The 13,444-nt window shown below is 70.0% G+C and carries 13 protein-coding genes and 1 pseudogene; 3 read left to right on the plus strand and 11 right to left on the minus strand.

All coding sequences use genetic code 11. From position 1 onward, the window contains the following. Positions 1 to 64 precede the first annotated feature (64 nt). Positions 65 to 1,054, plus strand: coding sequence for an ABC transporter substrate-binding protein (locus AC5LXX_RS25585; RefSeq protein WP_493411481.1), 990 nt, complete (start codon positions 65 to 67; stop codon positions 1,052 to 1,054). Positions 1,055 to 1,076: 22 nt separating this feature from the next. Here the strand turns inward: AC5LXX_RS25585 and AC5LXX_RS25590 are convergent. Then, positions 1,077 to 1,184: pseudogene (locus AC5LXX_RS25590) on the minus strand (phage protein NinX family protein); the annotation flags it as partial. Positions 1,185 to 1,362: 178 nt separating this feature from the next. Between AC5LXX_RS25590 and AC5LXX_RS25595 the strand changes: the two are divergent. Then, a complete protein-coding gene (locus AC5LXX_RS25595) occupies positions 1,363 to 2,439 on the plus strand; it encodes a glycosyltransferase family 2 protein (RefSeq protein ID WP_493411482.1) in 1,077 nt (358 codons plus the stop codon). 16 nt (positions 2,440 to 2,455) lie between these two features. Next, entirely contained in the window at positions 2,456 to 3,727 is a 1,272-nt protein-coding gene (locus AC5LXX_RS25600) for a glycosyltransferase family 87 protein (RefSeq protein WP_493411483.1), read from the plus strand. Here AC5LXX_RS25600 and AC5LXX_RS25605 read toward each other — a convergent pair. Genes AC5LXX_RS25605 through cpaB form a run of 10 tightly spaced genes read right to left on the minus strand, consistent with a single transcriptional unit; the run spans position 3,691 to position 13,433 of the window. After that, positions 3,691 to 4,731 (minus strand): TadG family pilus assembly protein, encoded by a 1,041-nt coding sequence (locus tag AC5LXX_RS25605; protein ID WP_493411484.1) that lies wholly within the window; start codon positions 4,729 to 4,731, stop codon positions 3,691 to 3,693. The two genes, AC5LXX_RS25600 and AC5LXX_RS25605, sit on opposite strands and share 37 nt — an antisense overlap. Beyond that, complete coding sequence (locus AC5LXX_RS25610) at positions 4,724 to 5,152, minus strand: TadE/TadG family type IV pilus assembly protein (RefSeq protein ID WP_493411485.1); 429 nt, start codon at positions 5,150 to 5,152, stop codon at positions 4,724 to 4,726. The genes AC5LXX_RS25605 and AC5LXX_RS25610 overlap by 8 nt, the downstream gene beginning before the upstream one ends. Beyond that, positions 5,149 to 6,006 (minus strand): tetratricopeptide repeat protein, encoded by an 858-nt coding sequence (locus AC5LXX_RS25615; RefSeq protein ID WP_493411486.1) that lies wholly within the window; start codon positions 6,004 to 6,006, stop codon positions 5,149 to 5,151. The genes AC5LXX_RS25610 and AC5LXX_RS25615 overlap by 4 nt, the downstream gene beginning before the upstream one ends. After that, on the minus strand, positions 6,003 to 6,947 hold the full coding sequence (locus tag AC5LXX_RS25620) for a type II secretion system F family protein (protein ID WP_493411487.1): 945 nt from the start codon (positions 6,945 to 6,947) through the stop codon (positions 6,003 to 6,005). Before AC5LXX_RS25620 ends, AC5LXX_RS25615 begins: the two co-directional genes overlap by 4 nt. Further along, complete coding sequence (locus tag AC5LXX_RS25625; RefSeq protein WP_493411488.1) at positions 6,944 to 7,921, minus strand: type II secretion system F family protein; 978 nt, start codon at positions 7,919 to 7,921, stop codon at positions 6,944 to 6,946. Before AC5LXX_RS25625 ends, AC5LXX_RS25620 begins: the two co-directional genes overlap by 4 nt. Next, on the minus strand, positions 7,918 to 9,330 hold the full coding sequence (locus AC5LXX_RS25630; protein WP_493411489.1) for a TadA family conjugal transfer-associated ATPase: 1,413 nt from the start codon (positions 9,328 to 9,330) through the stop codon (positions 7,918 to 7,920). The genes AC5LXX_RS25625 and AC5LXX_RS25630 overlap by 4 nt, the downstream gene beginning before the upstream one ends. Next, entirely contained in the window at positions 9,327 to 10,550 is a 1,224-nt protein-coding gene (locus tag AC5LXX_RS25635; RefSeq protein ID WP_493411490.1) for a CpaE/TadZ family protein, read from the minus strand. The genes AC5LXX_RS25630 and AC5LXX_RS25635 overlap by 4 nt, the downstream gene beginning before the upstream one ends. 21 nt (positions 10,551 to 10,571) lie before the next feature. Continuing rightward, positions 10,572 to 10,955: a CpaD family pilus assembly lipoprotein gene (locus AC5LXX_RS25640; RefSeq protein WP_322081553.1), complete on the minus strand. Its 384-nt coding sequence runs from the start codon at positions 10,953 to 10,955 to the stop codon at positions 10,572 to 10,574. 14 nt (positions 10,956 to 10,969) lie between these two features. Next, positions 10,970 to 12,352 (minus strand): type II and III secretion system protein family protein, encoded by a 1,383-nt coding sequence (locus AC5LXX_RS25645; RefSeq protein ID WP_493411491.1) that lies wholly within the window; start codon positions 12,350 to 12,352, stop codon positions 10,970 to 10,972. Positions 12,353 to 12,407: 55 nt separating this feature from the next. Next, positions 12,408 to 13,433: a Flp pilus assembly protein CpaB gene (cpaB, locus tag AC5LXX_RS25650; RefSeq protein WP_493411492.1), complete on the minus strand. Its 1,026-nt coding sequence runs from the start codon at positions 13,431 to 13,433 to the stop codon at positions 12,408 to 12,410. Positions 13,434 to 13,444: the final 11 nt, after the last annotated feature.

Consider the following 13,444-nt stretch of genomic DNA (forward strand, 5'->3'; position numbering starts at 1 on the left):
CCGATTCCGTAACCTGCCCGGCAGCCGCGCCGCACGGGTGCGGGTCACCCAGGACATGCCGCCAATGAAGCCTTCTTCCACCGCAGCGCGCCGCCGCGTGCTGCAGCGCCTTGCCGCCCTCGCCGCCGCGCCGCTCGCCGGCGGCACCGCATTCTCCGCCCATGCGGCCGGCGCCGAGCTGTCGGGCGTCACGCTCGTGCTCGGCGACCAGGCCGGCGGCCTGCGCGCGCTGGCCGAAGCCGCGCACGTGCTCGACGGCGCGCCCTACCGGTTCCGCTGGGCCAATTTCCAGGGCGCGGCGCCGCTGTTCGAGGCCCAGCGCGCGGGCGCGATCGATCTCGCACCGGCCGGCGACCTGCCCGTGCTGACGGCCGCGCTCGGCGATCCGTCGCTGCGGATCGTCGCGACGCGCGTCGGCTCGCCGGCGTCGCTCGGGATCGTCGTGCAGCCCGATTCGCCGGTGCGGACCGTCGCCGACCTGAAAGGGCAAACCGTCGTCGTGTCGTCGGCTCGCGGCAGCATCTCGCAATACCAGCTGTATGGCGCATTGCGCGAACACGGCCTTGCGCCGCGCGACGTCGACGTGCGCTTCGTGCTGCCGGTCGACGCGTTCGCCGCGTTCGAGGCAAAGCGGATACCCGTCTGGGCGACCTTCGACCCGTACTACGGGCACGCGGTGCGACGCGGCGCGCGGATCGTCCGGGACGGCAGCGGCATCAATTCGGGGCTCGCGTTCCTCACGTCGCCGATCGAGACACTGAACGACGGCGCGAAACGCGCGGCGCTCGCGGATGTGCTCGCGCGGCTCGCCCGCGCGGGCCAATGGGCGCTGGCGCACCCGGCCGACTACGCGAACGTCTATGCGTCGCTCACGCGCCTGCCGCCCGACGCGGCGGCCGATATCGCGCACCGGGCCGCGCTCGCGCAGCGCAGCCTCAGCGGCGCCGATATCGACGTGCTGCAACGCGTCGCCGACCGTGCAGCCGCGGATGCGATCCTGCCGAAGCGCGTCGACGTCGTGTCGATCGCGGTGCGCAACCTGTCGGCCGCGTAACCGGCTCCGCCGGCGCCCGGCCCGGCTTCGACATGTCGAGATCCGGCACGTCGTCGCCGAACGTCGACGCGACCGGCGCACGGATCGCCGACAACCGCGGACCGGTCTCTTCCCCGCGCGCCCGTCCGCCATGAAAACCGTCGATACATGCTACGAATCGGCGATTCCTGCCTACAATGAACGCAATACCTGTCGTCCGGTCCGCGGTGGACAAGCAGGCCGGAAGCGAATTCGCGCCGGGCCCGTTCGGCAAACGACAACCGGAACCATACGGTGCAGCGCAGGCCGATCTCTCGGGAGACCGCAGGATGCCCACGTACGCCAGGAAGCCGCTGATATCGCTCGTCGTGCCGTTTCACGATGAAGAAGAAACGATCGACGCGTTCTTTGCCGAAACGCTGCCGGTTCTCGAGTCGGTCGCCGGCGTGCGCTTCGAGATCGTCTGTGTCAACGACGGCAGCCGCGACCGCACGCTCGACCGGCTGCTCGCGGTCGCGTCCGGCGACCCGCGCGTACACGTCGTGGATCTCACGCGCCGCTTCGGCAAGGAGGCTGCGCTCACCGCCGGCCTCGACGAGGCGGCCGGCGCCGCGGTGATCCTGATCGACGCGGACCTGCAGGACCCGCCCGCGCTGATCCCCGCGATGATCGAACACTGGCGCGGCGGCGCCGAGGTCGTCGCCGCGAAACGCACCGACCGGATGTGCGACCCATACCTGCAGCGCGCGGCGGCGGCACTTTACTATCGCGTGCACAATGCGCTGTCCGAAGTGGAGATGCCGGAAAACGTCGGCGATTTCCGCCTGATGGATCGCGAGGTCGTCGATGCGCTGCGCGCGCTGCCCGAGCGGCGACGGTTCATGAAGGGGCTGTTCGCGTGGGTCGGCTTTCGCACCGCGATCGTCGAATACACGCGTGCGCCGCGCAGCGGCGGCCGCTCGAAGTTCTCCGGATGGCGGCGCTGGAACTTCGCGCTCGAGGGCATCACGAGCTTCAGCACCGTGCCGCTGCGCGTGTGGACCTACGTCGGCCTCACGTTCGCGATGCTGTCGCTCGCGTACGGCGCCTTCATCGTGGTGCGGACGTTGCTGTACGGCAATCCGGTGCACGGCTACCCGTCGCTGATTTCCGTCGTGCTGTTCGTCGGCGGCATCCAGCTGATCGGCATCGGCGTGATCGGCGAGTATCTCGGCCGGATCTATCACGAGTCCAAGCAGCGGCCCGTCTATCTCGTGAGGCGGCGCTACCGTGCCGAGCGCGATGGCGCCGCGCAGCCGGCCTCGGAGCTGCTGCAGTTCCCGCTGAAGCGCGCACACGCGGCCCGCCGCCGGACGCCGATGGCGTCGGTCGCCGGCGTCGCCGTCCGCAAAGCGTCGCTCAAGTAGAACCGGGCCGCCGCAATTGGACATTCCCCGCCAATCGATGCGCTCGGCGGAGCGCCCGGTCGTCGCGTGGCTCACGCCGCGACGCCTCGCTCTGTACAGCACGCTGATGCTGGTGCTGTACGCGCTGTTCATCGTGATCTGGACGACGGTCGTTCGTCACGCGTCCGGCAGCGTCCCGGCGCGCCCCGGTGCCGATTTCTCGGTGTTCTGGTCGGCCTCGTACGTCATGCTGCACGGCTCGCCGGCGCAAGCGTACGATTTCTCCGCCTTCTCGCGGCTGTTGCCCGAACTGTTCCCGCACCTTCGTCGCGACGTCTTCGCGCCGTGGCTGTACCCGCCCACCTACCTGCTGCTCGTGACACCGCTGGCGCTGCTGCCGTTCGCGCTCGGTTATCCGCTGTTCGTCGCGTTCGGCGTGTTCATGCTCGGCCTCGCCTTGTCGCGCGTATCCGGCCTCTGCACCATTCCCGGCACATGGCGCACCGGCACACTTGCGCTGGCCGCCGCGCCGTGCGTGTTCGTCACCGCGACGCTCGGGCAGAACACGTTTCTGACCGCATCGTGTGCGGCGCTGGCCGTCTATTGGGCCGATCGGCGGCCGCTGTGGGCCGGCCTCTGCATCGCGCTGCTGTCGGTCAAGCCGCAGTTGGCGCTGCTGTTCCCGTTCGTGCTGGTCGCCGCGCGCGCATGGCGCACGATCATGTGGGCCGCGCTCGCGACCGGCGCGTTCGTCGCGCTGAGCGTGCTCGTCTGCGGCATCGATTCGCTGCGCCTGTTCGTCACGAGCGCCGGCCTCGTCCGCTCGATCGTCCTCGAGCACGGCGTCGTGTTCTGGCTCGTGTCGCCTACCCCGTTCGCAGCGTTCCGCCTCGCGGGCGTCCCGCTCGGCGCCGCGTATGCCGCGCATGCGTGCATCGCCGCGATCGCGATCGCCGCCGCCTGCATCGTGTGGACGCAGTCGCGCGATCCGCGCGTGCGCGCGGCCGTGCTGGCGGTCGCGACGCTGGTCGCCAACCCGTACGTGTGGCACTACGAACTCGCGTGGCTCGCGATCGCGATCGCCTGCATGCTCGCGATCGGCTGGCGCGACGGCTGGCTGCGCGGCGAACAGGCCGCGATCGCGCTGCTCTGGGCGCTGCCGATTGCCGAATACCTGAACCCGTGGCTGCAGCTGCCGCAGCTCGGGCCGGCCGTGACGCTCTTCGCGCTGCTGGTGCTGCTGCGCCGCGCGCGGCACGATGCCAGCCACCCTCACAACGCAAGCCGCGGCGGCACATACAGGCCGTAGTACGGCCCGACGCCCGTCGCGACGCCGGTCATCTTGACGCCGGCGACGAAGTGCCCCTGGATGTACTTGTACGTACCGCCCAGCGACACGTCGATGTGGAACGCCGCGAACGCGACGATCGGCACGTAGGTGCTGCTCGACGTCTGCGTGACGACCGGCAGCACGACCGTCGTGCCGACCGGCACCGACGTATAGAGCGTCGCCTTCACGCCGGTCGCGAGATTGATGCTGTCGCCGATGTTGAGCGTCGTCGGGTTGCCGGTCACCATCAGGTTGCCCATCGTCGTCGTGTCGGTCGCGGTCGACTGGAACGACGTCCACTGGCCGCCCATGCACAGCGCGCCGTAGGTCTGGCCGTTCGTGATCGAGAATTCGTACGGCAGGTTGGTGAGCGGATTGATCAGCGGCTGGTTGGTCTGCGCATTCCAGTACTGGTTGTACACGCACTGGTCGATCGCGATCGGAAAGAGCCCGCCCGCCGCGACGCCGCCCGGCGCGGCGAGCACTGCGATCGCGGTCGCGCCGCCGGAGGCACCGGGGATGCCGAGCAGCCCGCCCAGCAACAGCGGAATCGAGCCGCCGTTGATGCCCGGCGCGCGCGACACGGTCACCTGCACTGCCGGCACGTCGTAGGGGCCGGGCGTGATCGTGGTCGGCTGCATCGACGCGGGCGTGCGCGTCACGTTCCAGTAGCCGGTCGTCACCGTGCCGGTCGCCAGCGGCGCGCCCGCCGCCGAATTCCGCGCGATCACGCCGTTCGCCGCCGGCGCCGCCTGCGACCAGTTCAGCGCGCCGCCGGTCGGCGACATCATCGCATCGGCCGCGGCAAGCGCCGCCGCGTCCGCGGCGTTCTGCAACTGGTTGCGCACCGTGGCGATCCACGCAATGTCGATCGCCAGCGCGCCGAACGACAGCAGCGGAATCAGGAACATCAGGAAGAACAGCGCGACGGAGCCGCGCTCGCGCGCGGTGCCGCGGGAAGGCTTGCCGGCTGCGTCACTCATAGAGCATCACCGAGCTGGCCGAGATCGTCACCGGGCCGGTCAGCGCGCTGAATGCCGAACCCAGCACCATCCCGGTATACGTGTAGGTCACCGTGACCGTCAGCGCGGTGCCCGACGTCGTGCCGTTGGCCTGCGTCACGGTCACGGTCGGCGCGGTTGCGGTGCCGCCCGTGATCAGGCTGTTCTGCGTGTAGCTCAACGCGACGTTGGCGATCTGGGTCGTGGTCAGCATCGGCACGCGCAGCACGACGCCCGCACGCGCGGCTTCGCGGCTCGCGTTCGTGATCACGGCCTTGTCGCACAGAAGCAGGCTCGTGTCGATGATGCCGATCAGCACCATCAGCAGGAACGGCAGCATCAATACGAATTCGAGGGATACGACGCCGCGCGCACGGCGGGCGCCCGTCGCCCCGCGTGTCATTTTGCGGCCCCCGCGGCCGGCGGCACGATGCGCGGCTCGAGCGCGGCCCCCTTCAACGGTCGCGACGCGTCGGCTAGCGGGCGCGCCGCGAGCTGCGCGCGCACCGCCTGGTACACGCGCAGATTGTCGGCCACCGCCGACGCGGGCAGATCCGCGGACAGCAGCTTCTTCGCCGAATCGGTGTTGCCGAGCACGCCATATGCGAACGCGAGGTTCTGGCGCGCCTGCCACGGCGCATCGGGCAGCCCGGCCACGTCTAGCAGCACGTTCACGCCCTCGCGCGGCCGGTTGCTCAGCACGAGCGACAGCCCGAGGTCGATGCGCAGCCCCTGCGCGTCCGGATGCGCGCGCAGCGCTTCGCGGTACACGGCCTGTGCATCCTCGTGGCGGCCCTGCAGATCGAGCACCGTGCCGAGCCCTTCCGCCGCGAGCGGAAGGTTCGGCTGTGCGGCCAGCAAGTCGCGATAGCGGCCGGCGGCCTCGTCGAGCCGCCGCTGCCGCAGCGCGACACGCGCGAGCCCCACCTGCGGCCCGAGTTCGGCGGGCGCCTGCTGCCGTGCCTGCTCGTAGAGAATGCGTGCACGCTCCAGATCGCCGGCGCGGTAGTTGACGTCGGCAAGCCCGAGTTGGGCCGCGAGCGAGTCCGGATGCCGCGCGAGCACCTTCCCGTACAGCGTCGACGCGAGTTCGACGTTCCCGCCGGCCAGCGCGCTGTCGGCAATGCGCAATTCGGCCTGCGGGTCGTCGCTCTTGTGCGACAGCGCCGGCCTCGTCTGGATACCCGGCGCGCAGCCGCCGGCGAGCAGCGGCAGCACGGCCGCGACGGCGAACGCACGGATGACGGAGCGCTTCATTTGAACACCTCGAGCAGGCGAATGGCCGCCGGGCCCGCCGCGATCAGGCCGACCGTCGGCAGGATGAACAGCATCATCGGCAGCGTGATCTTCGGCGCGAGCTTCGCGGCCTGTTCCTCGAGCGCGACGATCTGCTCGGTGCGCTCGCTGCGCGACAGCGTGCGCAGCGCCTGCGTGATCGGTGTGCCGAACCGCTGCGACTGCGTGAGCGTCGTGGCGAGCGAGCGCGCCGACGCAAAGTCGACACGGAGTGCGAAATGCGAGAGCGCTTCGGACACGTTGCCGCTCAGCGTCAGCTCGTCCGCGCATACCTTCAGTTCGTCGGCGAGCGGCGGGCAGATGCGCTCGAGTTCGCGTGCGACGCGCCGCACGCCCGATACGAGGCTGTTGCCGGCCATCGTGCAGATCACGAGCAAGTCGAGCGCGTCCGGGAAGCACGCGGCGATGATGCGCCGGCGCCGCCGGATCATCGCGCCGAGCACGTATTCAGGCACGATCACGCCGATCACGAACGCGGCCACCATGGCCAGCGCACGGATCACGAAGTATTCGCCGAAACGCGGAATGTACGGGCTGAACACGATCGCGACGACCGCGAACGCCACGCCGCAGCTCAGCTTGATGCCGATCATCGACGACACCGTACGCCGCTCGCGAAAACCCGCGCGCGTCAGCTGCAGCCCGAGCTTCGCGCGCTGCATCGGGTCGAGCACGGGCAGCCGCTCGCCGAGCTGCGCGAGCCGTCGCGTCAGATCCTGACGCACCTCGGCCGGCTGCAGGCGCCCCGCGCCCAGCGACGGCAGCCGCTGGCCGGCGGCCTGCTGGACGCGCACGGCGATCCGCCGGCGCGTGCCGCCGCCCGGCGTCGCGAGCGCCACCGCGACGCACGCGGCCAGCAGCAACAGTTCGAGGCCGCGGGCGGCCAGCATCGACATCGTCATCGCGCGGTATCCAGTTTCGAGATCTTGCGAATCGACAGCAGCCCGATCGTCAGCAGCCCCGCGGCGATCGTCAGCATCACGCGCCCGGGATGCGTGTCGAACAGCAGCATCACGTAGGCGCGGTTCACGAGGAACAGCGCGCCGATCATCACGAACGGCACCGCCGAAATGATCTTCGTCGTGATTCGCCCCTCGGCGGTCAACGCACGCGTCTTCAGGCGAATGTCGCGGCGCGTGCGGATGATGCTCGACAACTCGTCGAGCGTCTCGCCGAGGCTGCCGCCCGTCTCGCGCTGCAGCAGCAGGTAGACGGTGAAGAACGAGAAGTCCGCGATCATCAGCCGGTCGGCCGCGAGCGTCAGCACGTCCTTCAGGTCCGCGCCGACGCGCAGGCTGTCGCCCATCGTGCGGAAGGTCGAGCGCACCGGCTCGGCCGCACTGTCGCCCACCGTGCTGATCGCCTGCGTGACCGGAATGCCCGCGCGCACCGCCCGCACGATCAGGTCGATCGCGTCCGGGAACGCTTCGAGAAAGCGCAGCCTGAACCGCTCGACCAATGCGCGGTAGCTGGCGCGCATCGCCACCAGCGGCAACCCGACGTAGATCAGCGGATGGAGCACGCGCGGCACCGCGACGAGCTGCACCACCACGATCGCGGCAATCGCGCCGGCGATCGTGCCGGCGACGACGATCCGCATCCCGCGTTCGCCGCCCACCGCGCGCACGCGCGTCACGTAATGCTGCAGCCGCGCGCGCGCACGGCTTTGCCGTCGCGGCAGGTTGAACAGCGCGACGCCGGGTACGGCGCTCGCGCCGCCTTCCCGGCCCGCCAGCGAGGGCGCAAGGTGCCGCATCCGCGCACGAATGCGCTGCTCCGGCGTGTGGCGCGCACGATCGAGCCACGCCGACAGCGCGAGACCGGCCGCAAGGATCACGACGAACGCGCCGAGCGCGAACAGGTCCGCGGCCCTCATTGCCGGAATACCTCGGAGAGCGCGTCCTCGACGCCATAGTACGCGGCGCGCGGCGCGAACGCGGGCCGCAGCGACGACGCCTCGAACACGCCCTTCACCACATCCCGCGACGTGTCGCCTTCCTGGCGGAACGCGAACAGGTCCTGTGTGATCACCACCTCGCCTTCCATCCCGGCGATCTCGGTGATCCGCGTCACGCGACGCACGCCGTCGCGCATCCGCTCGACCTGCACGAACAGGTGCACGGCGCTCGCGATCTGGCGCCGGATCGACAGCAACTGCAGGTTCGCGTTCGCCATCATGACCATGCTTTCGAGCCGGCTGATCGCGTCGCGCGGCGAGTTCGCATGGATCGTCGTCATCGAGCCATCATGGCCCGTATTCATCGCCTGCAGCACGTCGAACGCCTCCGACCCGCGGATTTCGCCGAGGATGATGCGGTCGGGCCGCATCCGCAGCGCGTTGCGCACGAGGTCGCGCTGCGAGATCCCGCCGAGCCCTTCCGTATTCTCCGGCCTCGTCTCGAGACTGACGACGTGCGGCTGAAGCAGTTGCAGCTCGGCCGCATCCTCGATCGTCACGATCCGTTCGTGCTCCTCGATGTGTTGCGACAGCGCGTTGAGCAGCGTCGTCTTGCCCGAACCGGTCCCGCCCGAGATCACGATGTTCAGCCGGCACGCGCACGCGATCTTCAGCACCTGCAGCATCCCGTGCGAAATATTGCCCTGGTGCGCCATCCGCGCGAGCGTGATGTCGCGCTTCGCGAACTTGCGGATCGAGATCGACGCGCCGCGCATCGCGATCGGCGGCAGGACCACGTTCACGCGGCTGCCGTCGGCAAGACGCGCATCGACCATCGGGCTGCTCTCGTCGACGCGGCGCCCGACCGCCGCCGCGATCCGCTGCGCGACGCTCGTCACGTGCGCATTGTCGCGAAACTTTAGCGGCGTGAGTTCGAGCTTGCCCGCGCGCTCGACGTACACCTGGTCGGGGCCGTTCACGAGGATGTCGGAGACGGTGTCGTCGGCGAGCAGCGGCTCGATCGGCCCGACGCCGAACATGTCGTTCAGGATCGCGTCGACGATCAGTACCTGCTCGCCCGCCGTGATCTTCAGGCGTTCGCGCTCGACCGTGTGCGCGGCCACCTGTTCGATGCCCGCGCGCACTTCGTCGCGCGTCTTCATCAGCGCCGCCGACATGTTCATCGACGAGAACACCGCGGTGCGAATCGCGTCGAACTTGCCGGAGCGGATGAGTGCCTCGTGGGTATCGGCCAGCGCGGGCATGCGCGCCGGAGCGCTCGCCTGGCTCGCGGTCGGGCCCGGCGCAGGTGCGCCGTCGCGCGGCGCAACAGGTGACGCGTCCGGCGCGGGGTCCGGCGTGTCCTGTTTGCGGGTACCGAACGTCACGATCCTTTCCTCCATTTGACGAAGCGCGCGTACCACGGCTCGGCAACCGCCATCGATTCGCCGGTGATGCCGTTCGCGAGCAGCCGGATCTCGTCCAGAAAACCACGGCGCTTCGTGCCGTCGATCGGTTCGCCGAGGTTCTCGGCGACCGCGAGTGTCTGCGGCTCGTGCGGCAGCTCGCGCAGCCTCACGCCGCCGAATGCGTCCTCGAAGTCGGTCTGCGCGACGCGCCCCTTGACCGGCTCGAGCGGGTTGTTCAGCATCATCGACAGCAGCCGCTCGCCTGGCAGCTCCCTCACGAAGCGCGCAAGCCGGGCGGCTTCGTACGCGGCGTGCACCGAGCGATCGGCGACGACATAGACGAGATCGGACGCCGCCAGCGCGTCCTCGAAAAGCTTGCCGGCGCGGTGGCCCACGTCGAACAGCACGTAATGAAAGCGGTCCTTCAGCATGTCGACGAGCAACGCGATCGCGTCGTCGCGCAGCGGCACGTCTTCGCCGTACGCGAGTTCGGCCGAAAGCACGTGCAGGCGGTCGCCCTTCGTGACGAACATGCGTTCGAACAACGCGTCGTCGGGACGCTGTTCCATGTTCAGCAATTCGATCAGCCCGTTGTTGCTCGACAGCCCGAACATCGAATTCGCGCCGCCGCCGTGCAGATTGAGGTCGATATACGCCACGCGGCGGCGCTTCTCGCCCGCCAGGCAGCGCGCCAGACTCACCGCGATCGTGGTCGTGCCGACGCCGCCGCGCGCGCCGACGAAGCTGACGACCTTGCCGGTGCGCACCTGCACGACCGACTCCGTCGCCGTCAGCGCACGCCGTATCAACTCGACGGTCAGCGGCTTCACGATGTAGTCCTGCACGCCGATGCCCAGCAGGTTGCGGAACAGCCCGACGTCGTTCTGCGTGCCGATCGCGATGACCCGCACCGACGGATCGCACACCTCCGCGAGCCGCATCAGGTCCGACACCGGCAGCACCGAATCCGACACGTCGACGATCAGCTGGCGCGGCGAGCGCTCGTGCTGCTGAAGCAGCCGGATCGCATCGTCGCAGCGGCCCGGCTGCACATGGGCGCGCGTGATCGACAGATCCTGCGCGACGCGGCGGATCACATCCTCGCTGCCGGCATCGGACACGACCGCGATGAGATCCGCCGCTCCGGCAGTAGCGGCGTGCTTGGCGTTCTGGCGGTCGAGGACGTTCATGGGCGGCATCGCGATCGCATCGGGAGTGGGTCAATGGCCGGGCGAGCCGGTCGTCGTCAGCGTCTTGCCCGGCGCGGGCTGCTTCACGCGATCCTCGACGTAGCGGCGCACCGCGTCGGCCGCGACTTGCGCATCGGCACCGCCGTACGGCACGGGCGCGACGAGGTCCTCCGGCCGCGCGAGCATCGCCGCGAGATTCGTGTACGTCGCGCAGCCGAACGGCACGCCGGGCCGCCCGAACCCTGCGTCGACGAGATGCGACGGCTGCATCAGCTTCGCGCAGTCGGGCGGCACCGCACGGACGCCGTCGAAGCCGATCGCGCGTGCATCGGGCATGTTCAGCGGCGGCGGCGCCGACAGGCAGGCCGCAAGCGCCAGCGGCAACGGTGCGGTGAACAGGGTTCGAACTCGCATGCGCGCTCCTCCGGTCAGTACACGAAGCCCGCGGCACCGACGAGACGCGGCGTGTCGCCCGACAGCAGGTCGATCCCGAGATTGCGCTGGATCGCGAACTCGAGATCGCTGCTCGGCCGCGCGACGGTGTCGAGCGCCTGCTCGAGCTGGCCGGGCCCGGTCGGCTGCACGATGTACGGCGTCACGATCACGACGACCTCGGTCTTGTTGTCCTGGAAGTTCTTCGACGAAAACAGCCGGCCGATGATCGGCAGCCGGCCGAGCCCCGGGATCTGCGACACGGTATTGGCCGTCTGGCTCTGCAGCAGCCCGCCGATCGCGAAGCTCTGCCCGCTCGACAGCTCGACCGTCGTCTCGACGCGCCGCACCGAGAGTCCCGGCACCGTGACGCCGCCCGTCGTCACGCTGTTGCTCGAATCGACCTCGCTCACCTCCGGCCGCACCTTCAGGCTGATCCGGTTGTCGGCGAGCACGGTCGGCGTGAAGTCGAGCGACACGCCGAACGGCTTGAACTCGACCGTGATCGCGCCGGTCGTGGTGCCGGCCTGCGCGACCGGAATCGGGATCTCGCCGCCCGCGAGGAAGCTCGCGGTCTGGCCGGACATCGCGGTGAGATTCGGCTCCGCGAGCATCGTGATCAGCCCTTCCTGATCGAGCGCGTCGAGCACGACGTCGATCGACCAGCGCCCCGTATGGAAGCCGCCCAGCACCGAATACGCGCCGGTCGGCGACAGGTTGAACAGCTTGTTCGTCGGGTCGATCAGCGTGCGCCCGTTGAACAACCCGCCGACGAAGTTGCCTGCCGCGCCGAGCGAACTCCAGTTGATGCCGAGCTGCTGCGTGATGTTGCGGCTCACTTCCGTCACGCGCACGCGCAGGTTCACCTGGATCGGACGCGACAGCGTGAGCCGGTTGACGATCTTTTCCTTGTCGTTCACATAAGGCGCGAGCGACTGCATCACGGCGTCCGCGTCGGCCGCGCTCGGCACCTTGCCCGACACCATCAGCGAGCCCGGCGCGCCGGACACCGACAGCTTCAATTGCGGAAAGCGGCTGTCGAGCACCGTCTGCAGCGATGCGGTGTCGACCTGCACGATCACCGTCCGGCGCAGGATCGGCCGATGGTTCGCGCCGAGCGCGATCAGCGTGGTGGTGCCGGCCTTCTTGCCGAACACGAACACGGTGCGCGGCGACGGCACCTGGATGTCCGCGATGCCCGGATCCGCGACGAACATCGCGGTGGCCGGCTCGGACAGCGTCAGCATCTCGCCCTTGCCGGTCGCGATCGACAACGCCGCGCCGCCGTCCGCCGCCTGCGCGCGCTGCGCGAGCGCGACGCCCGGCGCGACGAGGCAGGCCAGACACCAGAAAGCGATCCAACGAACGATGCGCACCATGCGTGTTCCCGTCAAATGCCGGCCGCCGTGCGGTCGGCCCCGAATCGTCACCGCGTCACTGCGGCACTGCCGTCCGTGGCGCCTGCGCCGTCGCGTCCGCGGCGGCGTAGCCGCCTGCGGGTGCGGCCGGCGCGACCGGCGTGCCCGGCCAACCCGATGGCAGCGGCGGCACGCCTGCCGTGCCGGTACCGCTGCCGCGCGACCCGTCGTCGACCGACGAGCCGCGGTAGATCACGACCGTATTGCCCTGCGCAGCCGGCCGCGCGCCAGCGTCCGTTCTCGCGGACGGCGCCCGCTGCGCGCCGCGGGCCGCGCGCGACACGTCGCCGGCCCATACCGGCTGCGTATCGGTGTCCTCTTCGTCGCCGCCCGCCGCCTGGCGGCGATCGCTCGTCGCGAAGCTGCGCAGCACCAGCGACAGCGAGCCGAGGCGCGTCGCGACCAGCACGACCTGTGCGGTGCGCGGCGCGACTTCGAGGGTGACCGTGCGCGCGCCGCGCGCCGGCACGTCCGGCGCACTCGCAGGCGTCTTCGCACGCTGGAATTCCGAGCCGACCGCGAGCACGCGCGCGCGCCGCACGACCGTCTCCGCTTCGAACGTGCCGGGCGTCGTCGCCGACCCACCGATCTCCTGCGTGAGCACCACGTCGACGAAGTCGCCGGGCTGGATCAGCCCCGCGTTGCCCGACACGTCGTCGACCGGCACCGAGATCGCACGCATGCCGGGCTGCAGCGCGGCCGCGAGAAAATCCGGTGCGCCGGCCGGGATCACGTTCTCCGCGCGGATCGGCGCACCGGCGTCGACCCGGTTGCGCAGCAGCGCGCCTTTCGGGCCCGCGCCCGGTTGCGACTCGACGAACGCGCCGGCCGGCACCTGCGTACGCGGCATGCGCTTCCACGCGAGATCGTTGTCGCGCAGCAGCAGCCCTTCGGGCAGGTCCGCCGCCGCGACACGCACGCGGACCTCGGCCGCTTCGGCGGGCGCCGACGGCGTCGATGCGGCGACGAACAGCTGGCGCAGGATGAACGCACCGATCGCGGCAGCGACGACCAGGACGGCCATTCTCAGGGGCTTGGGCATGGCGGCGTGCG

Source organism: Burkholderia torrens (assembly GCF_984668525.1).

Coding starts and splice junctions, on each gene's coding strand:
- AC5LXX_RS25625 (WP_493411488.1), bottom strand. CDS start 7,921: ATGAGGGCCGCGGACCTGTTCGCGCTCGGCGCGTTCGTCGTGATCCTT.
- AC5LXX_RS25645 (WP_493411491.1), bottom strand. CDS start 12,352: ATGGTGCGCATCGTTCGTTGGATCGCTTTCTGGTGTCTGGCCTGCCTC.
- AC5LXX_RS25640 (WP_322081553.1), bottom strand. CDS start 10,955: ATGCGAGTTCGAACCCTGTTCACCGCACCGTTGCCGCTGGCGCTTGCG.
- AC5LXX_RS25620 (WP_493411487.1), bottom strand. CDS start 6,947: ATGACGATGTCGATGCTGGCCGCCCGCGGCCTCGAACTGTTGCTGCTG.
- AC5LXX_RS25610 (WP_493411485.1), bottom strand. CDS start 5,152: ATGACACGCGGGGCGACGGGCGCCCGCCGTGCGCGCGGCGTCGTATCC.
- AC5LXX_RS25615 (WP_493411486.1), bottom strand. CDS start 6,006: ATGAAGCGCTCCGTCATCCGTGCGTTCGCCGTCGCGGCCGTGCTGCCG.
- AC5LXX_RS25635 (WP_493411490.1), bottom strand. CDS start 10,550: ATGCCGCCCATGAACGTCCTCGACCGCCAGAACGCCAAGCACGCCGCT.
- AC5LXX_RS25605 (WP_493411484.1), bottom strand. CDS start 4,731: ATGAGTGACGCAGCCGGCAAGCCTTCCCGCGGCACCGCGCGCGAGCGC.
- cpaB (WP_493411492.1), bottom strand. CDS start 13,433: ATGCCCAAGCCCCTGAGAATGGCCGTCCTGGTCGTCGCTGCCGCGATC.
- AC5LXX_RS25585 (WP_493411481.1), top strand. CDS start 65: ATGAAGCCTTCTTCCACCGCAGCGCGCCGCCGCGTGCTGCAGCGCCTT.
- AC5LXX_RS25595 (WP_493411482.1), top strand. CDS start 1,363: ATGCCCACGTACGCCAGGAAGCCGCTGATATCGCTCGTCGTGCCGTTT.